Annotated in this window: 27 protein-coding genes; 11 read left to right on the top strand and 16 right to left on the bottom strand. The window is 52.4% G+C overall.

The genetic code is table 11. From position 1 onward, the window contains the following. The first annotated feature begins 22 nt into the window (after positions 1 to 22). The 3 genes from ABJU74_RS09000 to ABJU74_RS09010 are packed head-to-tail and all read left to right on the top strand — an operon-like array spanning position 23 to position 2,692. Positions 23 to 1,354, top strand: coding sequence for an amidase family protein (locus ABJU74_RS09000; RefSeq protein ID WP_348383365.1), 1,332 nt, complete (start codon positions 23 to 25; stop codon positions 1,352 to 1,354). A gap of 28 nt (positions 1,355 to 1,382) precedes the next feature. After that, on the top strand, positions 1,383 to 2,063 hold the full coding sequence (locus tag ABJU74_RS09005) for a PepSY domain-containing protein (protein WP_348383364.1): 681 nt from the start codon (positions 1,383 to 1,385) through the stop codon (positions 2,061 to 2,063). An 8-nt stretch (positions 2,064 to 2,071) separates the two neighbouring features. Further along, positions 2,072 to 2,692 carry a trimeric intracellular cation channel family protein gene (locus ABJU74_RS09010; RefSeq protein WP_348384007.1) on the top strand — a complete coding sequence of 207 codons (621 nt, stop codon included), beginning with the start codon at positions 2,072 to 2,074 and terminating at the stop codon, positions 2,690 to 2,692. Here the strand turns inward: ABJU74_RS09010 and sppA are convergent. The 7 genes from sppA to ABJU74_RS09045 all read right to left on the bottom strand — a co-directional run bounded on the left by sppA (position 2,665) and on the right by ABJU74_RS09045 (position 8,259). Further along, positions 2,665 to 4,551, bottom strand: coding sequence for a signal peptide peptidase SppA (gene sppA / locus ABJU74_RS09015; protein WP_348383363.1), 1,887 nt, complete (start codon positions 4,549 to 4,551; stop codon positions 2,665 to 2,667). The two genes, ABJU74_RS09010 and sppA, sit on opposite strands and share 28 nt — an antisense overlap. A gap of 72 nt (positions 4,552 to 4,623) precedes the next feature. Beyond that, entirely contained in the window at positions 4,624 to 5,265 is a 642-nt protein-coding gene (locus ABJU74_RS09020) for a DUF1109 domain-containing protein (RefSeq protein WP_348383361.1), read from the bottom strand. A gap of 1 nt (position 5,266) precedes the next feature. After that, the gene (locus tag ABJU74_RS09025) at positions 5,267 to 5,791 is read right to left on the bottom strand and encodes a sigma-70 family RNA polymerase sigma factor (protein WP_348383359.1); all 525 of its coding nucleotides are present in this window, start codon (positions 5,789 to 5,791) and stop codon (positions 5,267 to 5,269) included. A gap of 24 nt (positions 5,792 to 5,815) precedes the next feature. Continuing rightward, positions 5,816 to 6,256 carry a DoxX family protein gene (locus ABJU74_RS09030; RefSeq protein WP_348383357.1) on the bottom strand — a complete coding sequence of 147 codons (441 nt, stop codon included), beginning with the start codon at positions 6,254 to 6,256 and terminating at the stop codon, positions 5,816 to 5,818. A gap of 5 nt (positions 6,257 to 6,261) precedes the next feature. Continuing rightward, positions 6,262 to 6,993: a putative DNA-binding domain-containing protein gene (locus ABJU74_RS09035; RefSeq protein WP_348383355.1), complete on the bottom strand. Its 732-nt coding sequence runs from the start codon at positions 6,991 to 6,993 to the stop codon at positions 6,262 to 6,264. Next, positions 6,977 to 7,849 carry a DUF692 domain-containing protein gene (locus ABJU74_RS09040; protein ID WP_348383353.1) on the bottom strand — a complete coding sequence of 291 codons (873 nt, stop codon included), beginning with the start codon at positions 7,847 to 7,849 and terminating at the stop codon, positions 6,977 to 6,979. Before ABJU74_RS09040 ends, ABJU74_RS09035 begins: the two co-directional genes overlap by 17 nt. 113 nt (positions 7,850 to 7,962) lie before the next feature. Then, positions 7,963 to 8,259 carry a DUF2282 domain-containing protein gene (locus ABJU74_RS09045; RefSeq protein ID WP_348383351.1) on the bottom strand — a complete coding sequence of 99 codons (297 nt, stop codon included), beginning with the start codon at positions 8,257 to 8,259 and terminating at the stop codon, positions 7,963 to 7,965. A 14-nt stretch (positions 8,260 to 8,273) separates the two neighbouring features. Between ABJU74_RS09045 and ABJU74_RS09050 the strand changes: the two genes are divergently transcribed. From ABJU74_RS09050 to ABJU74_RS09080, 7 genes are all read left to right on the top strand, one after another. Continuing rightward, a complete protein-coding gene (locus tag ABJU74_RS09050) occupies positions 8,274 to 8,516 on the top strand; it encodes a hypothetical protein (protein WP_348383349.1) in 243 nt (80 codons plus the stop codon). A gap of 83 nt (positions 8,517 to 8,599) precedes the next feature. Further along, positions 8,600 to 8,887, top strand: coding sequence for a co-chaperone GroES (gene groES / locus ABJU74_RS09055; RefSeq protein ID WP_348384006.1), 288 nt, complete (start codon positions 8,600 to 8,602; stop codon positions 8,885 to 8,887). A gap of 50 nt (positions 8,888 to 8,937) precedes the next feature. Next, complete coding sequence (gene groL, locus ABJU74_RS09060) at positions 8,938 to 10,590, top strand: chaperonin GroEL (RefSeq protein WP_348383347.1); 1,653 nt, start codon at positions 8,938 to 8,940, stop codon at positions 10,588 to 10,590. 163 nt (positions 10,591 to 10,753) lie between these two features. Next, positions 10,754 to 12,610, top strand: coding sequence for a DUF885 domain-containing protein (locus tag ABJU74_RS09065; protein ID WP_348383345.1), 1,857 nt, complete (start codon positions 10,754 to 10,756; stop codon positions 12,608 to 12,610). A gap of 25 nt (positions 12,611 to 12,635) precedes the next feature. Further along, on the top strand, positions 12,636 to 14,012 hold the full coding sequence (locus ABJU74_RS09070) for an L-serine ammonia-lyase (protein WP_348383343.1): 1,377 nt from the start codon (positions 12,636 to 12,638) through the stop codon (positions 14,010 to 14,012). An 18-nt stretch (positions 14,013 to 14,030) separates the two neighbouring features. After that, positions 14,031 to 15,104 carry an MBL fold metallo-hydrolase gene (locus tag ABJU74_RS09075; protein ID WP_348383341.1) on the top strand — a complete coding sequence of 358 codons (1,074 nt, stop codon included), beginning with the start codon at positions 14,031 to 14,033 and terminating at the stop codon, positions 15,102 to 15,104. A gap of 30 nt (positions 15,105 to 15,134) precedes the next feature. Then, positions 15,135 to 16,139 (top strand): NADP-dependent oxidoreductase, encoded by a 1,005-nt coding sequence (locus ABJU74_RS09080; RefSeq protein ID WP_348383339.1) that lies wholly within the window; start codon positions 15,135 to 15,137, stop codon positions 16,137 to 16,139. Here the strand turns inward: ABJU74_RS09080 and ABJU74_RS09085 are convergent. From ABJU74_RS09085 to ABJU74_RS09120, 8 genes are all read right to left on the bottom strand, one after another. Next, entirely contained in the window at positions 16,136 to 17,449 is a 1,314-nt protein-coding gene (locus ABJU74_RS09085; protein WP_348383338.1) for an MFS transporter, read from the bottom strand. The two genes, ABJU74_RS09080 and ABJU74_RS09085, sit on opposite strands and share 4 nt — an antisense overlap. Then, positions 17,427 to 18,110: a DJ-1/PfpI family protein gene (locus ABJU74_RS09090; RefSeq protein WP_348383336.1), complete on the bottom strand. Its 684-nt coding sequence runs from the start codon at positions 18,108 to 18,110 to the stop codon at positions 17,427 to 17,429. Before ABJU74_RS09090 ends, ABJU74_RS09085 begins: the two co-directional genes overlap by 23 nt. A gap of 49 nt (positions 18,111 to 18,159) precedes the next feature. Continuing rightward, a complete protein-coding gene (locus ABJU74_RS09095; RefSeq protein WP_348383334.1) occupies positions 18,160 to 19,410 on the bottom strand; it encodes an ABC transporter permease in 1,251 nt (416 codons plus the stop codon). Beyond that, positions 19,407 to 20,111 (bottom strand): ABC transporter ATP-binding protein, encoded by a 705-nt coding sequence (locus ABJU74_RS09100; protein ID WP_348383332.1) that lies wholly within the window; start codon positions 20,109 to 20,111, stop codon positions 19,407 to 19,409. Before ABJU74_RS09100 ends, ABJU74_RS09095 begins: the two co-directional genes overlap by 4 nt. Positions 20,112 to 20,115: 4 nt before the next feature. After that, positions 20,116 to 21,378: an efflux RND transporter periplasmic adaptor subunit gene (locus ABJU74_RS09105; protein ID WP_348383330.1), complete on the bottom strand. Its 1,263-nt coding sequence runs from the start codon at positions 21,376 to 21,378 to the stop codon at positions 20,116 to 20,118. Positions 21,379 to 21,662: 284 nt separating this feature from the next. After that, positions 21,663 to 22,067, bottom strand: a complete 405-nt coding sequence (locus ABJU74_RS09110) for a MucR family transcriptional regulator (RefSeq protein ID WP_348383328.1) — start codon at positions 22,065 to 22,067, stop codon at positions 21,663 to 21,665. A 232-nt stretch (positions 22,068 to 22,299) separates the two neighbouring features. Then, on the bottom strand, positions 22,300 to 22,932 hold the full coding sequence (locus tag ABJU74_RS09115; protein ID WP_348383327.1) for a CoA transferase subunit B: 633 nt from the start codon (positions 22,930 to 22,932) through the stop codon (positions 22,300 to 22,302). Next, positions 22,929 to 23,639: a CoA transferase subunit A gene (locus ABJU74_RS09120; RefSeq protein ID WP_348383326.1), complete on the bottom strand. Its 711-nt coding sequence runs from the start codon at positions 23,637 to 23,639 to the stop codon at positions 22,929 to 22,931. Before ABJU74_RS09120 ends, ABJU74_RS09115 begins: the two co-directional genes overlap by 4 nt. Positions 23,640 to 23,741: 102 nt before the next feature. Between ABJU74_RS09120 and ABJU74_RS09125 the strand changes: the two genes are divergently transcribed. After that, entirely contained in the window at positions 23,742 to 24,842 is a 1,101-nt protein-coding gene (locus tag ABJU74_RS09125; RefSeq protein WP_348422670.1) for an esterase-like activity of phytase family protein, read from the top strand. Positions 24,843 to 24,857: 15 nt separating this feature from the next. On the opposite strand, the gene rpmB is transcribed toward ABJU74_RS09125, so the two are convergent. Further along, a complete protein-coding gene (gene rpmB / locus ABJU74_RS09130; protein WP_348383324.1) occupies positions 24,858 to 25,145 on the bottom strand; it encodes a 50S ribosomal protein L28 in 288 nt (95 codons plus the stop codon). Between the last annotated feature and the right edge of the window lie 165 nt (positions 25,146 to 25,310).

The raw sequence follows: 25,310 nt of genomic DNA on the forward strand, positions 1-25,310 counted from the left end.
GGCGTAGACAGAGAGATGAACTATGCCTGTTGCTTCGCTCACCGAAGAACCGACTGGTCTGGCGCTGGCGGCTAAAATAGCCAGCGGTGAAACGACGGCAGTGGACGCCGCACAGGCTGCCATTGCGCGTATCGAGAGGCTGGACTCAGGGATTAATGCGGTCGTTGTGCGGGATTTTGATCGCGGGCTGCAACAGGCACAAGCGGCGGATGCGCTGCGTCTTTCTGGACAGAAGCTGCCTTTTCTGGGCGTACCGATGACGGTGAAGGAAAGTTTTAACATTGCCGGTTTGCCAACAACCTGGGGAATGGAAGAAGCTGCCCATAATCTGGCCACAGAAGATTCGATGGTGGTCAAACGGTTGAAACAAGCCGGGGCAGTGATACTGGGCAAAACCAATGTCCCGCCGATGCTCGCAGATACTTTTTCTGAAAATCCAATATATGGCCGCACCAATAATCCGCACCATCTTGGTCATTCGCCAGGCGGTTCGTCGGGCGGCGCTGCTGCTGCCGTAGCGAGCGGCATCGTGGCCTTGGAATATGGTAGCGACATTGGCGGATCGATCCGCGTACCGGCCCATTATTGCGGGATCTGGGGGCATAAACCAACCTTTGGTGTGATCAGCTTGGAAGGGCATTTTATGCCAGGCCAAGAAGAAGGCGCTTCGCGGCCTTTATCGGTGGTTGGGCCATTGTCCCGTGATGCCGATGATCTGGAATTGCTCCTGAATGTCACTTTGGACCGGCCCTTGCCGAAAGAATCGATCCAATTGGACAATGCGCGTATATTGCTATTGACCGATCATCCATCCGCAACCACCGGTAATGGTCTTGTGGGCCATATGGAGCAGGTCGCAACCTTGCTTGAAAATGCCGGTGCGCAGATATCCCGGTCGCATGATGACTTGCCCGATTTGGCGCAGCAGCATCGTGATTATTTGCATATGTTGAACATCGTAATGATGGCGGGTGCCCCTCGCCCAGACGGGACCGCTGTCGAGGCGCGCCATTGGTTTGCGCTTCTCGATGCGCAAGCGCGCAACCAACGGCATTGGCGATCTGTGTTTGAAACCTTTGATCTCATATTGGCACCGCCATCCAGCACGCCGGCTTTTGCGCATGACAATAGACCGATGAAAGACCGGAAAATTCTGGTTGATGGGCAAGAATATCCCGCTGCGATGCAACTGGCTTGGGCCGGCCTGGTCACATTTCCGGGTTTGCCAGCCACCGTATTGCCGATTGGAATGGATCAGGGATTGCCGATTGGCATGCAGGTTATCAGCGATCGATATCAGGATTATAAAGCGCTCGATGGTGCGCGAAAAATCGGTGCTTTGCTGGGCCAATAGTCAAGCTTGATGGGGCTGGATCATAGGGATGAATCACAAGAATTTCTACAAATGGCATATTTGGCTCGGTTGGGTAATCGGTGTGCCGGTGATATTGTGGACCGCGTCCGGTCTTCTCATGGTATCGCAACCAATTGAACAGGTGCGGGGCAATCATCTGCGCAGTGAGCAGCCGGCATTAGACCCGATTGTCCCGGTCGCGCCCATTCTGCAAGGGCGACAGGCAAAGACATTAACATTGCAACAAAATGCGCAAGGGCCTTTTTGGGTGATCAGCTATGCCGATGGCGGTAAGCGGCGCGCCGATGCAACTACGGGACAATTGCTGCCCGCCTTAACGGCGCCGGAAGCTTCCGCATTAGCCAGCGCAGCGCGATCCGATCAGGCAGATATTCAGTCAGTGATCAACTTTCCAGCAAACAAATCGCCCTTGGATCTGCGCCGGGATCGCCCCTCCTGGCAAATAGTTTTTGAAGATGAAGCACGATTCTATATTGATGCTGATACGGGTGAATTGCTGGCGGTGCGTACAGAATTTTGGCGTGTTTTCGATTTTATGTGGGGGTTGCACATCATGGATTTGCAAACCCGCGAAGATAGTAGCCATCCAATATTAATTGGTTCGGCAGCCATTGCCTTATTCGGATCTCTTTTGGGATTTATCATGTTGTTCACTCGGCGTTCGCGTTTGAAAAGGAAAGATGATTGAGCAGTGCGATGCTCTTTGACGCTCTTGGCTGGCTAGATCTATTTGGCATTGCGGTTTTTGCCATTTCTGGTGCTTTGGTGGCGGCCCGCAATGGGCAAACGCTGGTAACATTTGCTTTTTTTGCGCTGGTCACCGGCGTTGGCGGCGGGACGGTGCGCGATCTGTTAATCGGCGCGCCGGTATTTTGGGTGCAAGATAGCCGCGTTCCGATATTATGTCTGGCGATTGCGCTTATTGTCTGGGTGACGCCGGTGCGCATCTGGCGTCCCGCGGCTGTGGATTGGTTTGATGCCATAGGATTAGCCGCTTATTCTGTCTTTGGTGCCGCCAAAGCCTTGCAATTGGGCATCGATCCAGTGCCTGCAGCGATTATGGGTATCATTACCGCAAGCGTGGGCGGCGTTATTCGCGATTTGGTGGCCGGGGAACCTTCCATCATCGTCAAACCGGAGCTTTACGTGACGGCCAGCGCTTTGTCCGCATTTGCGTTTGTGGCGCTGATGCAAGGGGGCATGGCCGGTATCGCGGCGGCTCTGATCGCTTTCGCCGCCGGTTTTGGCTTGCGTGCCTTGGCGATTGTCAAAGGTTTAGCGTTGCCGTCTTATCGCGGCGCGGAAGAGTCGGAATAGCTTTTCAACAAATCAAACCAGTTCCACCCTGCTTTGGCGCTGGGCGGTTGAATAGTTCCGCATTCAAGGCACAAAGCCTGCACATCTTCGCGGATCAATAATCCCTGAGCGGTATGCAAGGCATCGGCGAATACAGCTTTTTGCTGGCGCGCCACCCATCCGACCATGCCGTTGACCGGTGTGGCTTCGGATTGAATAAAGGGCAGGCCGCCTGTGGGCAGCCACTTAAATGTGGGCGCGGCTTCGAGATATTGAGCGTGATATTCCCCATCTTCCAAGCCGGCGCGTTTTGCCGCTTCGGCCAAAGCTTCTTTCATGCCGCCAAAACTGTCGACCAGCCCCAGTTGACGGGCCGTGCCGCCATCCCAAACTCGGCCTTGTCCGATCGTATCCACCTCAGCATTGGTTTTGCCGCGCGCTTTGGCGACTAAACCGAGAAAATCATCATAGCTATGTTCCACACCGGATTGCAGGACTGTGCTTAAATCTTCGCTAAACCCGCCGACAAAATCGGGCTCACCAGACAGTGGTGTGGTTTGAACGCCATCCGCATTCACGCCCCATTTACGCAACGCTTTTTCAAAACTGGGCAAAACCGCAAATACGCCAATGGATCCCGTGATCGTATCAGGTTCTGCCATGATGTGATCGCCGGCAGCAGCAATCCAATAGCCGCCGCTCGCCGCAACATCGCCCATAGATATGACAATGGGGATTTCGGCTTTCTTGATGTCGGCAAGCGCCAGCCGGATTTCCTCGCTGGCAAAGGCGGAACCGCCCGGTGAATTGACCCGCACGACCAGCGCTTTGATATTGTCGGCCTCCAAAGCCTTGTATATTTGTTCGGCTATGCGTCCGCTTGCGGCAATGCCGGGGCCGGCTTTGCCACTGACAATTTCACCCGCAACGGTGATGACACCAACGGCTTCACCATTGCTTGCAGGCGGATTAGCGGCAACAAAATTATCATAGCTGATGCTTTTGAAGCTGTCCGGAGATGGTGTGCTATCGACGCCGACTTCGCTTGCGACAAACCGGCCAAATGCAACTCTGTCGCCTATTTTGTCGACCAATTTTTGTTCGGTTGCGATCTTGCTATAATCGCCGCCGGCCGCCTGAATGAAGCGGGCCGGATCCTCAGCATAAGGTGTGACAATCGCCTGTGGCCGCGCGGCTTTGACTTTTTCCACCCAGCTTTCCCAAAGGACGGCATAAAGCGCCCGGGCTGCTTCTTTGGACTCGGCCGATTGATCGGCACGCATATAGGGCTCGACCGCGCTTTTATACGTACCAACCCGATAGATATGCGCGGTAACGCCCAGTTGATCGATGAGATTTTTGAAATAGAGTTGATTGCCGCCGGGCCCAGCAAACACCAAGCCGCCCATCGGATCCATCCAGATTTCATCGGCATGGGAGGCGAGCTGATAGCTGTCATCGCTATAGAAGCTGGCAAAGGCATAAATAGGTTTTTCCGCCTTTTTCACGCGGTTCAATGCCGCGCCCACGGCGCTGAGGCTGGTCTGTCCGCCACCCATGAAGGCACTGAGATCCAGCACAACGGCCTTCACGCGATCATCGGTCGCTGCGGCATCAATTGCGCGCACGACGTCTCTCAACCGATATTGGCGGATCGTATTGGGGTTATTGGAAAACAAAGCGGAAATATCTTGTTGCGCAGGTTGCTCGACAATCGCGCCCTTCAGATCCAACAATAATGCGCCGTCGCTAATGGCTGCGACATTCGGACGTGCAGAAAGTGCGGCATAAAGCGCAGCGAAAAAGAGCAGCATGGCGATCAACACCAGGCCGTCTTTAATGGCTACCAGAAATTTCCAAGCACCGCGGGCAAATTGCATTGTCGTCATCTCCAAAAAAGGCGGCCAGTCATCGCTGACCGCCGCCCTTTATATGGTTATGCTGGGTCGAAATTACCAGCGGATAAGATGCGGTACGACAATCCGTCCTGCTATGGCACTCACCAATACCGGCAGTGTGAACCATAATCCGATATAATAAATATCGTTAAATGGGCAGAAGATATTATAGGCCGCCGCACCCAAAGCGCCGGATGCCATGCCGACGAGCCAGCCGGCCCGTTCTGGTGAAGTGGGGGCGCCTTGCCGCAACCAGGTGGTCAAACCGCCACCGATGACCAGCGCAGACATCATGCTGACGGTCAAGCAACGCATGCCTTCGGCCGGGCGCAAAGCTTCTACTGGCGGCATATTAATAGCGCTCATAATGGCGGCGGTCAGCGGGAATAAGGCTGCTGTAAACAAAGCCCAAACCCACCCGCGATTGAGATTGCCCACACCAGGCCGAGCCATATTGACCGCGGCCAAGGCTGTCGCAATGCCGAGCATCAGCAATACACCGCTGCGCAAAAAGAACATCTGATGGGCCATGCCCATGGCCAGATCGCCACGAACACCGAGAAAAAATGCAACGCTGGAGGACACCGCAAGCATAAGAATGGCGGTGACAGCCATCCCGCTGGATGGTTTCAGGGTGCGGACCGGGGCAAGATCTTGGACGAGATCGTCGATCAGGCTATTTGCAACATTACTCATTCTATTCACTCTCAATAAGGGCGCTCATTTTTTTGAGCCCCCGGTGGATATTTACTTTTACCAGTGATTCCGACTGGCCGGTCTTTGCCGCAGCTTCGGCAATACTTAGTCCTTCAATCTTTACCATGGCGATAACATCGGCCTGTTTATTGGGTATCATGCCCAATAAACGTTCTAAACTCACCTTGGCGGTCACATCCTCATCTTGCGGATCAGCGACCAATTCTTCGTTCAACTCACCATGTTCATGGCGATAAATTTTGCGCAAGCCGTCAATCCAGCGATAGCGCCCGATGGCGGCTAACCAAGGCAGAAAAGCCTTGGTGGGATCGTAGCTTGCCCGCTTCTTGTGAAGCGAAATCAATGTTTCCTGCACCAGATCATCGACTTCCGCCGGATTGATTTTCCGTGCATAATAGCGCCGCAGCCATTTTTCACATTCGGTCAACAAGCTGGTATAGCATTGCTTGTCACCGCTCTGTGCTTTGATCATTAAAAGGCGCAATGTCTCTTCATTTGCGATCATAGCTGCTCTCCCCAGCGGACTAACTTAACCCAGTTTCCCACCGACCAGTTTGTCGAGGGAAAACAGTCCGCCGCCGCGGGTGATCAGGACCAGTGCCAAAGCAACCCATATGATATGCACCGACCACCAGGCTTCAGGATAGACAAAAAACTGAATGACCAATGTCATAACCAGCAATCCTGCTGCACCGAATCGTGTGGCGAGGCCCAATACCAAAAGAATGGGGAAAAAATGTTCGGCATAGGTTGCAATCAAGCCGGTAATTTCGGGAAATGGCATGCCATATTCATCGCGAAACAGATCAACCGTCAGTTCTTTCATGCTCAGAAAACTGCCATCTTCCACTTTGGTTCGAGCAGACCGCCAGAAAATTCCAGCGAGAGCGACACGGGCGAATAATAAGGCGATGGCTTCCGGCACAGCGCCGCTGACCATGTTAATAGCTTTTTTAATCAGTTTCATCATTTCGGTTACCCCGTTTCTGATTTTATTATCACACCGCATTGGATCAGTTTGATTATGCGTTCCATTGCAGTGTCTTCACCATCCAATTCGATGGTTTCAGACAAAAGGTTACCCATTGTAGAAATATTTGCAATTTTTTCTGCAATTTCATGCTCTAACTGGGTGAGGGGGTGAAATAATATCTCTGCATCAGGGCGGGCGATCATCAGGGCATCGGGCGTTTCATCGCCCAATTCCGCTAATTCTGGCGACAAAGGCCCAGTCAAATCAATCAATCGCAGAGCGGGATGGGCGGCAATTGCCAGACCGAGCAATTTTTCCTCATCCAGCGCGGCAATATCGCCCAGCGCCAAGCTTTGGGCTTCGGCGCTGTGATAACTCTCGATCCATCCCCATTCGATTCGGGCCAGATCAATTTCACTTTCAGTATTGCCCCGGGCAGTTAGGAAATCGGCAAAGTCAGTTGCAATGCTGTTCATATCGCAAGCAAGTATATGGTCTTGTTCGATATAGTCGCGCGATAGATTGTGAAAAACCTCGTGGCCCATATGGGCATGCAGTTTCGGAAAGGCATTTTCCAATGCCATTAACCGGGCATGGGATACGGTATTGGCATGCGCTTTCAGCCCCAATAAGGCGCGATCGGAATTTTCAGCAAATAGGGCGTGCGGAAAATGGGCCGGCCCTTTTTGAAGACAGGCGATAAATTGCGATTGACTATCAGCTAGCGAGGGCATGGTGCGCGTCATCCCAAACATGGCTGTTGAGCACGGTATCAACTTTTGCAACTTCGGACATTAAAATATCATAGTCAGGAATATCAGTATCCCATTCAATCAATGTCGGTTTGGGTCCTGCGCGTTTGATAAACCGTTCGTAAAGACGCCAGGTGACATCGCTGACGACCGAGCCATGGTCATCAATGAGCAGGACACCGCTTTCATGATCTTCTCGGGCATGCCCGGCCAGATGCATTTCTCCGACCAGCGCGGGATCGATCGCATCAATATAAGCGTCCATATCCAAGCCAACATTGGTGGCGGTAACTTCCACATTGTTGATGTCAAAAAGCAATCCGCAGCCAGATTGTTTGCACAAGGAGAGGATAAAATCCGTCTCGCTCATTTCGTCATCATTATAGCTGAGATAGCGCGACGGATTCTCGATCAATATCGCCCGGCCCAAACGGGATTGAACCTTGTCTATTTCCCGCGCAAAATGGTCGAGCGCTTCTTGGGTATAGGGAATGGGCAGCAGATCCGGATAGCGGTCATGCGCGTTGCCGCTCCAGCTCAGATGGTCCGATACCATTGCCGGCTGATACCGGTCACAAAGATCCGCAATTTTTTCAAGATCATGTTGGTTTAACCCGTCGGCAGAGCCGAGCGATAAGCCCACACTATGAAAGCTGAGCGGATGGTCTTCGGCGATGGCGGTCAACCAACGATGTGGCGGACCACCATCACCGAAGTAATTTTGCGGATGCACCTCTACCCATCCGGGATTTTTTGAACCGTCTTCTGAGGACAATACATCATTATAATGTACGGACTTCAGACCTATGCCACCTGATGGAGGGAGGGAGTGTAACATAGGCGTTTTCATAACGGACAGATCAAAATTTGAGGGTCGGATATCGATAACATCCGCAAAACCTAGCTTAAAATCCGCACCTAGGCCAGAGCCTAGAAACGGATTAAGACTGATTAGCCTCTGCGTGGAACGGGCTTGCTATTGCCTTTTTTGGCGGTCAGCGATCCACCCGCTTTTACACATGCGCCTTTGGCAGTGTATTTCCAGGCATTGCCTTGATAATTTATGGTCGACGTACCGGCGCAGCTTGTGCCTGGTCCAGCGGCGCAATCATTCTTGCCTTTTAAAGCAATGCCGAAACATTTTTCTTTGGCGCCAGCAGCGACAGCGGTTGTTGGTGAGATAGCAATGGTAGCAGCAGCGGCTAGAGCGGCAGCAGCGGCGGTTGCTTTGATCATTTTGTTAGACATTGAGTATTCCTCTCATGAAATTGGGTAATGGGGGCGAGCTTGTCTCGCAGGCTCACCATCTGTTTCGTGGCGGTGCTGGCGTTGGTTACATTTCTTTTTTTCAAATTGCGGAAAATCTCGGCATAGTTTTCCAAAAGGGTAATTTTCTGGTGGATACAGGCAGAAAAAAAGATTCAAAATTTTTTGCTCTTAGGCTTGACGTGCCGGTCAAATCGCCCATATGGGCTCCGTTAGCACTCGACTCAAAGGAGTGCTAATTCTCCATTGAATATATTCTTGATGGCTAAAGCTAAAGGAGCGCAGCCCGCAGGAAAATAATTTGGATAAGAAAGGCAAACTTATGAAATTTCGTCCACTACATGACCGTGTACTGGTTAGCCGCGTCGAAGCGGACACGAAAACCGCTGGCGGTATCATCATCCCTGACAGTGCTCAGGAAAAGCCATCCGAAGGCAAGGTTGTTGCTGTTGGCAATGGTTTGAAAGACGATAATGGCAAGGCAACGCCGCTCGACGTCAAAAAAGGCGACAGCATCCTGTTCGGCAAATGGTCCGGCACAGAAGTCACCGTCGAAGGCAAAGATCTGATCATCATGAAAGAAAGCGATATCCTCGGAATTATCGATTAATCGCATTTCATTCCACGAAACATTCATTCTCATAAGCAGAGGAAAAAAACATGGCTGCTAAAGACGTAAAATTTGGTCGCGACGCACGCGAACGCATTCTAAACGGTGTCGACATTCTTGCTGACGCTGTAAAAGTCACATTGGGTCCCAAAGGCCGCAACGTGGTTCTCGACAAATCTTTCGGCGCGCCGCGGATCACCAAAGATGGTGTATCGGTTGCGAAAGAAATCGAACTGAAAGACAAGTTTGAAAACATGGGTGCCCAGATGCTCCGTGAAGTTGCATCGAAAACCAATGATGTCGCAGGCGACGGCACCACCACGGCAACCGTATTGGCGCAAGCCATTGTCCGCGAAGGCATGAAATCCGTTTCCGCTGGCATGAACCCAATGGATCTGAAACGCGGTATCGACCAAGCGGTGGATAAGGTTGTTGCCGATCTTCAAAAACGGTCGAAAAATGTCAAAGGCAGCGGTGAAATTTCACAAGTCGGTGTTATTTCTGCCAATGGCGACGAAGAAGTTGGCCAGAAAATCGCAGAAGCGATGGAAAAAGTCGGCAAAGAAGGCGTGATCACGGTGGAAGAAGCCAAAGGTCTCGACTTTGAGCTCGACGTTGTTGAAGGCATGCAGTTTGACCGCGGTTACCTGTCTCCTTACTTCATCACCAACCCGGATAAGATGATTGCAGACCTCGAAAATCCGTACATTCTCATCCATGAGAAAAAGCTCACCAACTTGCAGCCTATGCTCCCAATTTTGGAAGCTGTTGTGCAAGCCGGCCGTCCGCTTCTGATCATTGCAGAAGATATTGAAGGCGAAGCGCTGGCGACGTTGGTGGTCAACAAATTGCGCGGCGGTCTGAAAATCGCAGCAGTGAAAGCCCCAGGTTTCGGCGATCGTCGCAAAGCAATGCTCGAAGATATCGCGATTCTCACCAAGGGTGAAATGATCTCCGAAGATCTTGGTATCAAGCTGGAAAGCGTCACGCTGAATATGCTTGGTGAAGCCAAAAATGTCACGATTGACAAAGACAATACCACGATTGTGGATGGCTCTGGTAAATCGAAAGACATTAAGGCGCGTGTTGAAGCGATCCGCGCACAAATCGAAAATACCACGTCTGATTATGACAAAGAAAAACTGCAAGAGCGTCTAGCGAAACTCGCTGGCGGTGTTGCTGTGATCAAAGTCGGCGGTGCCACCGAAGTGGAAGTGAAAGAGAAGAAAGATCGTGTCGACGATGCATTGCATGCAACGCGCGCTGCGGTTGAAGAAGGTATTGTCCCTGGTGGCGGAACCGCTTTGCTTTATGCCACAGCATCTTTGAAAAATCTCGAAGGCGTGAATGACGACCAAACTCGCGGTATCGACATTGTTCGCAAAGCGTTGCAAGCACCGGTTCGTCAAATTGCTGAAAATGCTGGTTTTGACGGTGCGGTTGTGGCGGGCAAATTGCTCGATCAGAAAGACAAGAACTTCGGTTTCAACGCGTTTAGCGACAAATATGAAGATCTGGTCAAATCTGGTGTGATCGATCCAACCAAAGTCGTGCGTGCAGCATTGCAAGATGCGAGCTCGGTTGCTGGTTTGTTGATCACCACCGAAGCGGCTGTTTCGGAAACGCCAGAAGACAAAGCCGCAGCGCCAGCAATGCCTGACATGGGCGGCATGGGCGGCGGCATGGGCGGCATGGGCTTCTAAACCCAACTTCTCTGCTTACGCTGAAACTCACAAGAGGGGCTGGAAGGCAACTTCCGGCCCCTTTTTTGTTGATGGATTCTGTAAACCATTCCCAATGTTTGCAAAATCGCCAGACTGTGCCATGCAGTTGCCAATGTAACTTTATGCACGGGGTCCAGACCACATGGCCAAGTTTTTCACGCTCCTACTCGCTTCTACCACATTGGCAGGTTGCGCCGCGACAACGCCGTCGGTGCAAACTCAAGCGCCGGTACCGGTCGTCGAAGATGCAATGGAAACGGAGACGGATCGTCTCAACATCTGGTTTAATAACAAGTTCGAAGAACAGCTGGCTTTCAGCCCAATCCGCCAGACCTTGCTTGGCCGCCGCACCGCTTATGATCAAATTGACGATTACTCGGTGGAAGCGGCAGACCGCCAATTGGATTGGATGCGCAAAGCGACCGCAGAAATGAAGCGGGATTTCGACTATGCAAAGCTGACCGCGGATGCGAAAATATCATGGGATATGTGGCTATTCCGGCTGGAGCAGGCCGAGGCCGGCGTCGCCTTTCGTCCCAACGGCTACGTCCTGCATCAATTTAACGGCCAGCAATCTTTCTTTCCCACCTTTTTGATCAATCAGCACCGGGTTGCCAGCGAATCCGACATGATTGCCTTTATTGCTCGGATTAAAGGCAGTGCGCGGGCGTTAGACCAGTTGCTTGCGCGCGCTCAGGCGAATGCGCAAGCAGGCACAAGGCCGCCACGTTTCGCTTATGAAGGGGTGATTGAGCAATCGGAAAAAATCACCAGCGGCGCGCCTTTTGATAACGGCAATGCATCGGCTTTGTGGGAAGCAACACAGAATAAGCTGGCTGCGTTGGTGGACGCGGGAACAATTACACAGAACCGTTCGGATGCGCTGAAAGAAGAAGCCCGGCTGGCGCTGACCGGGACATTAAAACCTGCCTATGAACGGATTATCACCTGGTTCAAGCAAGATCTGACCAACACGCAAGAATCCGCCTTCGGTGTCTCTGCACTGCCCAATGGTCAGGCCTTTTATAATTATCGGCTTGCCAACCAGACCACCACGACGCTCACCGCGGAGGAAATTCACACTATTGGTCTAGCGGAAGTGGCTCGTATCCGCAGCGAGATGGAGGCGATTAAGGACCAAGTGAAATTCAAGGGCGATTTGCAGGCCTTCTTCACCTTCTTGCGCGAAGACGATCAGTTTTATTTCTCCGACGATGACAAAGGCGCGCAGGATTATATTGATACTGCGGAAAAACATCTGGCCTTTATCAAAACGCGTTTGCCAGACTTTTTTGGGACATTACCCAAAGCTGATCTGGTGGTGAAACGGGTCGAACCCTTTCGCGAGCAAGACGGGGCCGCGCAGCATTATCGTCCTGGCACGCCGGACGGTACACGTCCTGGCACCTATTATGCGCATTTGTCCGATATGCGCGCCATGCCAATTCACAGTCTCGAAGTGATCGCCTATCATGAAGGCAATCCCGGTCACCATATGCAAAGCTCTATCGCCCAGGAATTGACCGGCATCCCCAAATTCCGGGCACAGGGCGGCTATATTCCAGCCTTTGGCGAAGGATGGGCGCTCTATTCCGAACTGTTGTCGAAAGAAATGGGGGCCTATGCCGATCCTTATTCCGACTTTGGCCGGCTGACGACCGAAATCTGGCGCGCAATAAGGCTGGTTGTCGATACCGGCTTGCATTCCAAAGGGTGGAGTGAAGAAGAAGCCATTTCCTATTTTCTGACCAATTCCCCTATTCCAGAAACGGCGGTGCGCAGCGAAGTGCGGCGTTATCTGGTGATGCCGGGTCAGGCGACAAGCTATAAAATCGGCATGCTGAAAATCCAGGAATTGCGCGCGGAGGCGGAAAAACAACTGGGTGACCAGTTTGATATAAGAGGATTTCACGACACTATATTGGGCGGTGGGGCCGTGCCTTTGAACATTCTTGAGAAACAGATTGATCAATGGGTTGCCAAGGTAAAAGCGTCCTGAAAACAAAAGGCTTGGAACGAGGCTGATGGTCACCAGTACATTTGATCTGTTCAAAATTGGCGTCGGGCCTTCCAGCTCGCACACAATGGGGCCAATGTCAGCGGCGGCAACCTTTGTTTCCCGTCTTGCAGATCTCGAAATTATCAAACAGGTAACGCGCTTGGAAACCCAGCTTTTTGGGTCGCTTGCGCTGACCGGCAAGGGGCATGCGACGGACCGTGCGATCTTGTTGGGCCTTTCGGGACAAATGCCAGAAAATATCGAACCAGACGCAGCCGATATGCTGGTTGAGCAGATCAGAAAAAGCGCCAATATCCGATTGGGCGGCGTGCAAGACATCAGCTTTGATGAGAAAACGGATGTGATTTTTGATCAGCGCAAACGACTCGATTTTCATTCCAATGCGATGCGCTTTACTGCTTTTAAGGGTGAAGAGGCGTTAGAGAGCCGCGTTTATTACTCGGTCGGCGGCGGAGCGATATTGGATGAAAATCAAATTGGTGCCAATGATCGCGAAACGGGCCTTTGGGATGTTCCACATCCCTTTTGCTCCGGTGCCGACCTTTTGGAGATTGCCGAAACCAAGGGGCTGTGCATTGCAGATATTATGCGCAACAATGAACGCGCCGCAAAAAATGATGGTGAAATCAGCGAAGCAATAAGGCAAATTGCCGGTGCCATGTCCCACTGTATTGATCGGGGTATCCAGTCTGGCGGCATCTTGCCCGGCGGCCTGGGCGTCAAGCGGCGTGCGCCCTTAATTCATGCGCGGCTGATGGAACGCCAAGAGCGCGCTCTGTCCGACCCGTTGACGATACTTGATTGGGTCAATTTATGGGCACTAGCGGTGAATGAAGAAAATGCGGCAGGCGGCAAGGTGGTGACCGCACCCACAAATGGTGCGGCGGGGATTATTCCCTCGGTGCTGCGATTTTACGAACGCTTTTCGCCCAAGGCGGATGTCGACGGTGTAGAGAAATTCATCCTCACCGCCGCAGCCATTGGGTCCTTGTTCAAGGAAAATGCGTCTATTTCTGGCGCTGAAGTGGGGTGTCAGGGCGAAGTAGGCGTTGCCTGTTCAATGGCAGCGGCCGGTTTGACGGCGGCTTGGGGCGGCTCGCCCCTGCAGGTTGAAAATGCCGCTGAGATTGGCATGGAGCATAATCTTGGCCTGACTTGTGACCCGGTGGCCGGGCTCGTCCAAGTGCCGTGTATCGAACGCAATGCCGTGGGCGCGGTCAAGGCGATTGAGGCGGCCCGCTTGGCGGTAATGGGCGATGGCACCCACCGCGTCAGTCTCGATGAAGTGATCGAAACCATGCGCAAAACCGGTTTGGATATGAGCGAGCGATATAAAGAAACATCTCAAGGTGGTCTGGCTGTGAATCTTGTGGAATGTTGAACGCACAGGGGGTTGGAGATGAAAAAACTAGTATTTATATTTCTGTTTGTCGCGCTGGTCGGAGTTACGGTGGCGGCGGTTTTGAGAGAAGAAATTGGCGATCAAATATTTTCGCGGGCTGTCGAAACGGCTGTGACCCGTGATGTTGTCGCCAATCTGTCGGACGGCATGCATGTCGCCTTATGCGGTTCGGGATCGCCATTACCCGACCCTAAACGCGCCGGTCCTTGTTCAGCTGTTATCATTGCGGATAAAATATTCATTGTTGATATTGGCGGCGGTGCGGTGCGGCGCATGGGCGAAATGGGTTTAGCCCCCGGTGCGGTCCAAGCCTTATTGCTCACGCATTTTCACAGCGACCATATTGATGGCATGGGAGAATTGATGCTGCAACGTTGGGCTGGCGGAGGCCGAACTGCGCCATTGCCGGTCTATGCACCAGAAGGTGTGACCGCGATTGTGGATGGCGTTAACGCGGCTTACGCAGCCGATGCCCAATATCGTATTGCCCATCACGGCGCTGATATTATGCCGCCTTCCGGCGCGGGTGGAGAAGCGCGGCCTTTTGCTCTGGATGCCGCGCAAGCGGATCGGGTGATTTATGATGAGGGCGGGATTAAAATCACTGCATTTCTGGTAGATCACGCGCCGGTTTCGCCTGCGGTTGGCTATCGCTTTGATTATAAGGGGCGGTCCCTTGTTTTCAGTGGAGACACGGCGCAGAATTCTGCGGTTGCCGAAGCTTGCAGCGGCTGTGACATTTTGATCCATGAAGTGTTAAATGCTGAAATGGTCGGCAAGATGGGAAAGGCCATGCAAAAGGCTGGGCGACCTCGGTTGGAAAAAATCATGGCGGACATACCTGATTATCACGCAACGCCGGTGGAAGCTGCCGAAACCGCACAAGCAGCGGGCGCCAAATTCTTGGTCTTTTCCCATATCGTTCCCGCAGTACCGATTGACTATCTGGAGGCATATTATCTCAAAGGCACAGAGGCAGTGTTCGACGGTCCAATTGTGCTCGGTCAGGATGGCATGTTGTTCAGCCTCCCCGCCAATAAGAATAGTATCGAACAAGACCAACTGCTTTAGATTGCCCTCGGGTTTCCGAGGAGAAGAAAAATGAGCACCAATCGCTTCTGGCAGTTGAACAAGCGTCCTGATGGTGAGGATGTCGCCAGCGCATTATCCTTGGAAACGGAACCCATGCCAACCCTAGCCGAGGGCGAAGTGTTGGTTCGCGCAACCTATCTGTCGATGGATGCTGGAACACGGATGTGGATGACTGAGCGCGAAGATAGTTATCAGCCGGCGCTGGAATTGGGCACGAAAATGGTGGGATTGGTTTTGGGGCATGTTCTGCAATCCCAGCATTCCGACTTTGCTGTTGGAGATCTGGTGCGCGGCTTTGGCCAATGGGCGGAACATGCCGTGGTGCAACCAGAGCTTGCCGGACTGGTCAAAGTGGATGACACAATTGCCGATATTCGTCAGCATTTTGGTGTGCTGGGTTTTAACGGCTGGACGGCCTTATGGGGTTTGGAAGAAACGGCGGGCGTCAAGGCGGGAGATAATGTGCTTGTTTCCGCAGCAGCGGGAGCCACTGGCGTTTTGGCCTGTCAAATTGCCAAAATTTTGGGCGCCAATGTTTATGGTCTGGCCGGCGGTCCCGATAAATGTCGCTGGCTTGAAGACAGTTTGGGCGTGACCAAAGCGATAGACTATAAGCGCGATGATATTGCCGCAACGCTGGCTGAGGTCGAAGGGGGCATTAACGCCTATTTTGACAATGTTGGCGGCCCAATGCTCGATGATATATTGCCCAATATGGCACTCTATGGACGAGTTGCCTTATGCGGTTTGTTGGCGCAATATAAAGGCGATGGACGCGGGCAAGGACCGGAAAATTTCGATCAGATCCTGATGAAAAGACTGCGGGTTGAGGGTTTCTTTTCCCCCGACTTTATGGATCAGGGTGAGCGGTTGAGCGCGAAGCTTAAAAGCTGGCTCGAACAGGGGTTGATTGATACCCCGTTTGACGTGACCAATGGGATAGAAAATGTTCTTACCGCCTATGACAAGCTGTTCCAAGGCGGCAATATTGGTAAGGTGCTGGTGAAAATCTAGCGGACGCGATAACGCATCGCCCCGATGGACAAGGCCATGATGAGAATGGCGAAAATAATAGATATTACAACGATGGCATCCCAGCCTCCATAGGCATAGGCACTGGTGCCCAGCCAACTGGCCAGCCCGCCACCGACGAACATGATGACGATATAAACGGTCATTAATCGTGTCCGAATTTCAGGCGCGCGGCCAAATAAAATTGTCCGATTAGCGACGTCCATCGATGCTCCGCCAAAATTGCTGAACAAAATCGGCAAGACCAGCATCCAGAGATTGTCTCCCGCAAAGGCCAAAAGAATGGCGCCGATGAGCTGGGTAATGGCAAACAGCATACGCGCCTTTTCCGGACCGATGCGATCAGCCAATCGCCCCGACCAGGGCGCGATAAATATATTGGTCCCGGCGAGCAAAGCTAGATATCCAACAATATCAACTCCATAACCCATTTCCGCACTGGTAATATGCAGTCCAATGCCGAGCCAAAGTGCAAGGAAAAAACCGAAGGACAAGGCTTGCAAGATGCCTGCCAGCAAAACGTCGGGCATGGTTTTGATGATCGGCCAGAGCGACGCGATCAGCGCGCGGTAGCTTTCCTGTGCATCTCCGTCATCGCGCAGCTTTTCATCTTTTTCCATGATCAAGGGCAAAATGATAAGCAGTGCCAGGGTGAGTGCGGTGCCCACCCAATAGGCTGAGCGCCATCCCCAATAATGGCCCAAAATGCCAGCTCCGGCTCGGCTGCCCAACAGACCCACGGTGATCCCGGCGGTCAAAATACCGGTGACATGGCCAATGCGATCGGGGCGTACGCGTTTCGTCACATAGGCTGGCAATAAATAGGGTGTGATTGTAGCAAAGCCGAGCAGCGAAGACGCCGCGAGAAAAAGCCGGAAGTCCTGAGCGGTGGCCATCGCTAAAAGCGCGCAAAACTGACCGGCGACAAAAGTTGTCACCAGCTTGCGATTGTTGATATGGTCTCCCAGCGGCAGGAGCAGCAAAATGCCCAAGGCCAGAGCAATTTGATTAAAGGCGGGAACCAAGCCGAGCAGATGACCGGCCACACCAAAATCATCCCCGATGGGCGCGATGAGCGGGTGGATATAATAGCCATTGGCGACGGCCACTGCACAGGCCATGGAGAACAGGAAAAGCTTGGCTTCACTAATCCGACGCGGCGCCGTTTTGATCGAGGATTTGGCGGCGTCAGTCAGAATTGTGGCTTTCCAAAAATAATCGGGACGCGATCGTCCATGTCCGAGATGCCGTCCCCTGTCCTCTGTCGGTTTAGTTAGCGTCCAGAAGATCATCCAATACGTTTAGCGCGTCCCCATATGCGCGCGCGTTCAGCATGGCAACAAGCTTGGGATCTGCGACTTTGGGGTGCCCGCTGTTAAACGGCGGATCCGGGTCATATTCCAGCCCTAGCTGGACGGCCTCGGCAAAAGGTTGTCCGGCTATTTCTGCGATGACATTTAGGGCAAAATCAATCCCCGATGTTACCCCGCCAGCGGTGATAATATTATTGTCCTGTACCACCCGCGAAGCTTCATAGATCGCACCGAATTTTTCCAATAATGAAGTATAAGCCCAATGGGTGGTAGCGCGCTTGCCTTGGAGCAAACCGGCGGCGCCTAAGGCAAGCGACCCGGTGCACACTGACGTGACATATTGGGCGCCGGCCGCCTGATCGCGCAAAAATTGCAATATTTCTTTGTCCTGAATGATATCGCGCGTTCCAAAGCCGCCGGGAACGCAAAGCAAGTCAGCTTGCGGACAATCGACGAGCGATGTGTTTGGAACGATGGCAAATCCGCTGTCGGTTTCAATCGGTTTCAGGGACGTCGCTGCCGTATGAACAACCGCTCCGGGTATCCGCGCCAGAAATTGGGCTGGCCCGGTAAAATCAAGCTGCGTAATGCCGTCAAATAAGAGAAAGACAATATGATAGGGTTGCGGTGTTTCCGACATGGGCCTGTTCCTCCGCCAAGTTAATGCTCAGTCTCTTCTTGCCGGTCTATTACTCGCTGCGCAACGCTTCAATAGGCGATAACCGGGACGCCCGAACGGCTGGATAGCCGCCGAACAAGAGACCGATAAAGGCGGAGAATAAAATCGCGCCAATGCCAACCCCAACGCCGATAGGGACAGGGAAGTCAGCATAGACCGTCAGTGCAGTGCCTCCTGCTATAGCGAGGATCAATCCCATGGCTCCGCCAATGACGCATAAAACCGCCGCTTCGACCAGAAACTGATTGCGAATATCGCTGCGGCGCGCGCCTAATGCCATGCGCAAACCGATTTCGCGGGTGCGTTCGGTGACGCTAACCAACATGATATTCATGATACCAATGCCGCCGACCAGCAAAGAAATGGAAGCAATTGCGACCAGAACAATTTGAAAAATACCAGTGACCTGAGCGGATTCCTTCATAAATTCTTCGGTCGTACGGATGGTGAAGGGATTAATATCTTTTCCCCTTACGCGATAGCGTTCGCGCAGCAGCCGCGTCATTTCACGCTTCGCCTGAGGCAAGGAAACACCATCTTGAAAGCCGACAAATAATACCTGCAAATCATCGGGTCCGGCCAGTGCATCTCCGGAAAAGCGTTGGCGCATGGTGCTGATCGGAATGAGCGCAATATCGTCATTATCATTGCCAAAGCTTGACCCCTTGGATTCGGTAATACCGACCACCTTAAACGGCGCGCGATTAATCCGCAGCGTTTCGCCAACAGGATCAAAGTCACCAAATAATTTGCGGGCAACGGTTGGACCCAAAACGACAACGCGGGCAGCAGAACGAACATCTGCTTCGCTGATAAAGCGGCCGGATTCGGCAACCAGATTGGACACTTTGCCATAGCCTGGCGTGATCCCAATAGCGCTGGTCGAGGCATTGCGGCCGGCCACTACCAATTGAATGCTCGAGCGCAATTGTGGAGCGATATCGGTAATGCCATTAATCTGTTTCTCAATGGCGCGGGCATCACGCATCGTCAATCGGCCGCGATCAAAGCCGCGGCGGCTTCCTTCGCTATCAGGTTGCGGAAAAATAAGCGCCATGTTTGAACCCAAGGCATTGATCGACTGCATGACCGAAATCTGGGCGCCGGAGCCCACGGCAACGGCGAGCGTCACGGCGAACACGCCGATCATGACGCCCAAAGTGGTCAAGATGGAGCGCATTAAATTGGTCCGCAATGCGGTCATTGCGATCGCGATATTGACCAACCAACCCGCCGCTTTTTGTCCCAGATTCCCAATCATCGACTGACCTTACGCCGTTTTTTGACAGTGGTATCCTCAATCACTTTGCCGTCACGAAATTCGATGCGGCGTTTGGCATGATCGGCAATTTCCGATTCATGCGTCACCACGATAATGGTAATACCTTGCTCATTGAGGCTCTGGAAAATTTGCATAATATCTTCCGAGGTTTTGCTGTCCAGAGCGCCGGTCGGTTCGTCCGCTAGCAGGATGACAGGCTCGGTCACCAATGCACGCGCAATGGCGACGCGTTGCTGCTGACCACCGGATAATTTGGCGGGGCTGTGATCCAAGCGATCTCCGAGACCCATATCTTCCAGTTTCGCTTTCGCTTTCGCTTTGCGTTGCTCTCCGTTCAAACCTGCATAAATAAGCGGAACCGCCACATTATCGAGCGCGGTGGTCCGGGCGAGCAGATTAAATTGCTGGAATACAAAGCCAATTTTCTGATTGCGCAGCTCAGCCAAGGCATCGCCATCGCGCTCGCTTGTTGCAATACCATCAATCCGAACATCCCCGGATGTGGGAATATCAAGGCATCCGATCATATTCATGAAGGTCGATTTGCCGGAGCCGCTAGCACCCATGATGGCAACATATTCGCCATGGTCAATCGACAGTGAAACGCCGTCAACGGCCCGCACTGTTTCGCCCCCAAGCACATAGTTTTTGACCAGATTCTCGGTTTTGACAAGCGTCATTGCCTTAGGTATTTCCGCGGGCCGATTCATCGCCGTCATCATCATCTTCAGTTTCAAGATTGCGGGAGCGGACGAGAATCTTCTCTTTTTCTTTCAAGCCTTTTAAAATTTCGACAAAATCTTCCCCCGACAGGCCAATGGTGACGGCTCTGCGCGCAGGCTTGTAAGCGTCGTCCGTCGCCACCCAAATGTGCGCGGACCGGCGGTTTTTCTTGTCTGACGGATTGGGATTATCTGCGTCTTCGTCCTTTTCGTCTTCTTCCGGGCGATCATCCTTGCGCGGCCGGAACCGGATGGCCGGCGCCGGTACGCGCAAGACATTAGCTTTGGTGCCGGTGACGATTTCGACATTGGCCGTCATGCCCGTCAGCAATTTGCCTTCCTGATTGTCAACATCGAGAATGACCAAATAGCTGACCACATTTTGTGCTTCCGTCGCCGATTTGCGGATTTGGCCAACTTTGGCGACAAATGTGTCATCGGGATAGCTGTCCACGGTAAAGCGCACCGTTTGATCCACCCGTACCTGTCCGATATCCGCTTCATCAACCGAGGCCTCGACTTGCATGCGACTGGTATCGGCTGCTATTTCAAAAAGATTGGGCGTTTGGAAGCTCGCCGCGACGGTTGTACCGGGTTCGACCAGTTTGTTGATCACAACGCCGCTTGTGGGCGCGACGATTTTGGTACGATTAAGATCCAGTTGAGCGGAGGATAATTCGGCTTCGCTTTGCGCAATTTGCGCACGGCCGCTTTGGGCTTGCGCTCGGGCTGTGCTGAGTGAAGCCTTGGCATTGGCGAGTGCGTTGCGCGCTTGGTCGATACCCGCTTTGGAAACAAAGCCCTTGTCGGCCAGTTGGCGCTGGCGCTCAAATTCCCGGGATTGCACTTCAAAATCGGTTTGTGCCCGGATGATCGAAGCTTCAGCCTGCGCCAGATTGGCCCGCGACAATTCCACCTGCGCGCGCGCTTGGGTTACCCGAGCCTGGATACGGGTCGGATCGATCCGCGCAAGCACTTGCCCGGCGGTCACCGGGGAATTAAAGTCTACATAAACATCGGTCACTTGCCCGGAAATTTCCGAACCCACATTTATGGTATTCAGCGCGCGCAATTTCCCGCTCGCTGACACCACACGGGCCACATCTCCTCGACTGACAGAAGCGGTGACATATTCATAGCTTGCCGGTGATGGGACGATCAGCTTGTATAGTACCGCTATTGCCACCAACGCCATGATACCGGAAATGATCGGATGGAGGCGCACCCACGCGAGAGCCTGTTTGATAATTATCTCACCCCTGTCTTAGCCACATAAGGCACTATGGCAGGTCGCCTAGATTTAGGCAATATTATTGGGTGAAAAGCTTCTCGGCAAATTAGAAACGCGCCATTTGTCGCCGTGGATTGATCAGACTAATAGAGCCCGTGCTATTGGCGGAGTAGTCGACCGCCCGCCGCGTAGTAAGCGAACCAGCCCCATGCTTTAGGGACCGGGTTCAACCCATCAACCACGCAACGGTCTGCCGCGTTTGCGGTCAGCGGTTTATTCTATTTTTTCCCGAGTCCAATTTTCGTCGCCAGTCCGCTGCGGACCTTTGAATAGTTGGACGAGACCATGGGATAGTCTGCGGGCAGTCCCCATTTTGCGCGATATTCTTCGGGTGTCATATTGTAGCGTGTCATTAAATGCCGTTTCAGCATCTTGAATTTTTTACCGTCTTCCAAACACACAATATGATCGGGTTTGATAGAATCTTTAACCGGCACGGCGGGTTCTTGCTGGGTTTTTGCAGAACTTGGCTTCCCAGCCAGTTCGGTCATGGTGCTGTGCACACTATTGATCAACAATGGTAAATCCGAGACGGCTACACTGTTATTATTTACATGCGCGACGACAATTTGTGACGTTAGTGCGATGAGTGTTTCATCCATTCTATTTTCAACTTCTGTCATTTTGACCCCTAATTTTATAATTATTTATGTATTTCAATCGCTTAAATCCAATGTAGAATTTAAGTCCATTATGGACATAAAAAAGCAAGTGTGCGTCCTGTCAAGAGAAATCAAGTGATTATTGACGCAGGCATGACGAATCGGATTAATACCCGTGAGTTACGGGCTAATCGCATAATATTCGTTGTTGTTATTTGATCTTATAGTCCGGTACCGTTTGGACGGCCGGCGGTTAAATATAGTGGGCTTTGGTCTTTGCCGCGACTTGGTCTGAACCAATACCAGGCGCGAGTTCGATGAGCTTGAACGGGCTCTGATGATCGGGCCGATGAAACACGCATAGATCGGTGATAATCATATCCACGACATTGGTTCCGGTCAGCGGCAAACTGCATTCCGGGATGAATTTGGGCGAACCATCTTTAGCGCAGTGGTCCATTACGACGATGATTTTCTTCACGCCTGCCACGAGGTCCATCGCACCGCCCATGCCCTTAATCATCTTGCCAGGGATCATCCAGTTGGCAATATCGCCATTTTCGGCCACTTCCATCGCGCCCAAAACGGTCAGATCGATATGGCCGCCGCGGATCATGGCAAAACTGTCGGCGCTGCCAAAATAGCTTGAGGACGGCAAGGCGCTGATTGTCTGTTTGCCGGCGTTGATCAAATCGGGATCAATCTCATCGGCATAGGGAAAGGGTCCGATGCCGAGCATCCCGTTTTCGCTTTGCAGCGTCACTTCAACCCCATCGGGTATATGATTGGCGACCAAGGTTGGAATGCCAATGCCCAGATTGACATAATAGCCGTCTTGCAATTCCTGCGCGGCCCGGGCGGCCATCTGATTACGGTCCCAGCTCATTGCATATTCTCCCGTTCCCGGGTCATACGAAATTCGATTTTCTTGTCATAAGGCGCCCCATTGATCAGCCTTTTGACATAGATGCTGGGCAAGTGGATCGCATCGGGATCCAATGCGCCGACCTCTACAATTTCTTCGACTTCTGCGACGCATATCTTCCCGGCTGTTGCCATTGGTGCGTTGAAATTGCGCGCGGTCTTGCGGAATATTAGATTGCCGGCCTTGTCTGCTTTCCACCCTTTAATCAGGCACAGATCTGCATAGATACCGCGTTCAAGAATATAATCTTCGCCATCAAATTGCTTTATCTCTTTGCCCTCAGCCACTTGTGTTCCGACACCGGTCTTGGTGTAAAATCCGGCTATGCCCGCGCCGCCTGCACGGCAACGCTCTGCCAATGTGCCTTGCGGGCAGAATTCTACTTCCAACTCACCAGAGAGAAACTGTCGTTCAAATTCCTTATTCTCCCCGACATAGGACGAGATCATTTTCTTCACTTGCTTGGAGCGCAGCAATTTGCCGAGGCCTTCATTGTCGATCCCGGCATTGTTGGAGGCAATTGTGAGATCCTTGACCCCATCTTGCTGAATAGCATCAATCAGGCGTTCGGGTATGCCGCACAGGCCAAATCCGCCAACGCACAGGTGCATGCCATCAACCAGCAGACCGTCGAGCGCCGCTGCCGCATCTGAATATATTTTTTGCATAGATGAGCCTTTGAGTAGAATTAGCCTGCTCCTAGCCCAAGTTTCCGCCCATCGTCCAGAATAGAATATATTTGCGTCCGCAGATCGGTTATGGGCGCGATTGTGATACGTTTCTTGGCCTGTCTTTCGCTCTTTTTCTTCCTCGTTCCGGTGACCTATATTCACGGGTCCGTGCCGGAGAAAAATGATAGCCAGCTCATCCGGTTAACCCCGATTCTGTTCCATGCCGAACAAGCAGAAAATCGGCGCGCCGGCCGCCTTGAATTTCTGCGTGGATGGAAAATACGCAGCGACAATGCCGATTTTGGTGGCCTGTCGGCAATGCTTGCGCTTCCGGATCAGCAATTTATTTTCCTCAGTGATGCAGGTGTTTTGGTCGGCTTCACATTGGATGAAAAGGCGCACCTAGCGCGCCGGCCCTTTATTGCGCCGCTGCCCGATGGGCCCCCTGTCCCGAATGAATTTGCTAAGAAAAATTGGGACAGCGAATCTTTGATTCACGATCCCGACACCGGACAATATTGGGTTGGCTATGAGCGCTATCATGGCGTGTGGCGCTATGGCCGGTCCTTTGCCCGCAAAGAAGCAAAGCATGATGTCGAGGCGATGCAGGATTGGCCCGGCAATGGCGGTGCCGAAGCCATGCTGCGTCTGGTCGGCGAGGATGAGGAGACGGATCGTTTTCTGGTTTTTTCCGAATCGGCTCCCTTTGGCAAGCGGGCCTATCAAGCCCTGATTTTTGCTGGTGATCCGACGGATCACGATATTGAACCCAAGGTTTTTGGCTACCGGCCCCCGCGCGGTTATCAATTGACCGATGCAGCGCTATTGCCGGATGGAAAAGCGCTTTTGCTTCACCGCCGATTCACTCCGCTCGAGGGCGTTTCCGCGATTATTTCTATTGGTGACCCGGCGGAAATTGCAGCGGGCAAAATCTGGACTTCACGCCTTATTGCCCGGATTAAACCCCCGATGCGGGTGGATAATATGGAAGCCCTGGCGGTCACCATGGAGGGCGAGAACACGATTATCTGGATGGCATCGGATGATAATTTTAACGCTTTTCAAGAAACAATTTTGATGAAGTTCAAACTTCTTCCTGGAAAAACCAAACGCAAGAAAGCATCGGATGGAGCGCCGGAAAACGACCCAGAAAAGGAAAAAGCCGAGGCGCGCCCCGGCTTTTCTACAATTTCACAATAGTCTGCGAACCTGAGTTCAGGCCGCGACCTGCTTTTTGGCAATTTCTTTTTTCAGCCGGCGAACCCGCAGACTCAATTTGTCGTCCGATGTTTTCAACAGCCAGTTATCAAGACCACCAACATGTTCCACGGAACGCAGGCCATGAGTCGAAACGCGCAACTTTACACCTCTGCCGAGCGTGTCGGACAAAAGGGTTACATTTTGCAAGTTCGGCAAAAAGGTTTTCTTGGTGCGGTTTTTGGCGTGCGATACATTATTGCCCACCAGCCGAGTCTTACCTGTCAGTTCGCAAATCCGCGACATGTTCTGTGTCCAATTTCTTGTTTATGAGTGATTCCCGTAGGAAAGACAGCGCACCTAACGGCAAATCAGCTGTCCGTCAAGCGGCCCGCTTGGATTCCTTGGCGTTTTGCTGTCATTTTTTGCGAAATATGGGAACAATAAATGATCGACGGGCAGGAGAGGATC

It is taken from the genome of Parasphingorhabdus sp. (assembly GCF_039982415.1).
In the GTDB taxonomy this organism is placed as follows: Bacteria; Pseudomonadota; Alphaproteobacteria; order Sphingomonadales; family Sphingomonadaceae; genus Parasphingorhabdus.

Coding starts and splice junctions, on each gene's coding strand:
- ABJU74_RS09075 (WP_348383341.1), top strand. CDS start 14,031: ATGAAAAAACTAGTATTTATATTTCTGTTTGTCGCGCTGGTCGGAGTT.
- ABJU74_RS09025 (WP_348383359.1), bottom strand. CDS start 5,791: ATGATCGCAAATGAAGAGACATTGCGCCTTTTAATGATCAAAGCACAG.
- ABJU74_RS09090 (WP_348383336.1), bottom strand. CDS start 18,110: ATGTCGGAAACACCGCAACCCTATCATATTGTCTTTCTCTTATTTGAC.
- ABJU74_RS09120 (WP_348383326.1), bottom strand. CDS start 23,639: ATGCAAAAAATATATTCAGATGCGGCAGCGGCGCTCGACGGTCTGCTG.
- ABJU74_RS09110 (WP_348383328.1), bottom strand. CDS start 22,067: ATGACAGAAGTTGAAAATAGAATGGATGAAACACTCATCGCACTAACG.
- ABJU74_RS09115 (WP_348383327.1), bottom strand. CDS start 22,932: ATGAGCTGGGACCGTAATCAGATGGCCGCCCGGGCCGCGCAGGAATTG.
- ABJU74_RS09005 (WP_348383364.1), top strand. CDS start 1,383: ATGAATCACAAGAATTTCTACAAATGGCATATTTGGCTCGGTTGGGTA.
- ABJU74_RS09010 (WP_348384007.1), top strand. CDS start 2,072: ATGCTCTTTGACGCTCTTGGCTGGCTAGATCTATTTGGCATTGCGGTT.
- rpmB (WP_348383324.1), bottom strand. CDS start 25,145: ATGTCGCGGATTTGCGAACTGACAGGTAAGACTCGGCTGGTGGGCAAT.
- ABJU74_RS09065 (WP_348383345.1), top strand. CDS start 10,754: ATGGCCAAGTTTTTCACGCTCCTACTCGCTTCTACCACATTGGCAGGT.
- ABJU74_RS09045 (WP_348383351.1), bottom strand. CDS start 8,259: ATGTCTAACAAAATGATCAAAGCAACCGCCGCTGCTGCCGCTCTAGCC.
- ABJU74_RS09085 (WP_348383338.1), bottom strand. CDS start 17,449: ATGATCTTCTGGACGCTAACTAAACCGACAGAGGACAGGGGACGGCAT.
- ABJU74_RS09030 (WP_348383357.1), bottom strand. CDS start 6,256: ATGATGAAACTGATTAAAAAAGCTATTAACATGGTCAGCGGCGCTGTG.
- ABJU74_RS09035 (WP_348383355.1), bottom strand. CDS start 6,993: ATGCCCTCGCTAGCTGATAGTCAATCGCAATTTATCGCCTGTCTTCAA.
- ABJU74_RS09040 (WP_348383353.1), bottom strand. CDS start 7,849: ATGTTACACTCCCTCCCTCCATCAGGTGGCATAGGTCTGAAGTCCGTA.
- groL (WP_348383347.1), top strand. CDS start 8,938: ATGGCTGCTAAAGACGTAAAATTTGGTCGCGACGCACGCGAACGCATT.
- ABJU74_RS09070 (WP_348383343.1), top strand. CDS start 12,636: ATGGTCACCAGTACATTTGATCTGTTCAAAATTGGCGTCGGGCCTTCC.
- ABJU74_RS09050 (WP_348383349.1), top strand. CDS start 8,274: ATGAAATTGGGTAATGGGGGCGAGCTTGTCTCGCAGGCTCACCATCTG.
- ABJU74_RS09080 (WP_348383339.1), top strand. CDS start 15,135: ATGAGCACCAATCGCTTCTGGCAGTTGAACAAGCGTCCTGATGGTGAG.
- groES (WP_348384006.1), top strand. CDS start 8,600: ATGAAATTTCGTCCACTACATGACCGTGTACTGGTTAGCCGCGTCGAA.
- ABJU74_RS09095 (WP_348383334.1), bottom strand. CDS start 19,410: ATGATTGGGAATCTGGGACAAAAAGCGGCGGGTTGGTTGGTCAATATC.
- ABJU74_RS09100 (WP_348383332.1), bottom strand. CDS start 20,111: ATGACGCTTGTCAAAACCGAGAATCTGGTCAAAAACTATGTGCTTGGG.
- ABJU74_RS09020 (WP_348383361.1), bottom strand. CDS start 5,265: ATGAGTAATGTTGCAAATAGCCTGATCGACGATCTCGTCCAAGATCTT.
- ABJU74_RS09000 (WP_348383365.1), top strand. CDS start 23: ATGCCTGTTGCTTCGCTCACCGAAGAACCGACTGGTCTGGCGCTGGCG.
- sppA (WP_348383363.1), bottom strand. CDS start 4,551: ATGCAATTTGCCCGCGGTGCTTGGAAATTTCTGGTAGCCATTAAAGAC.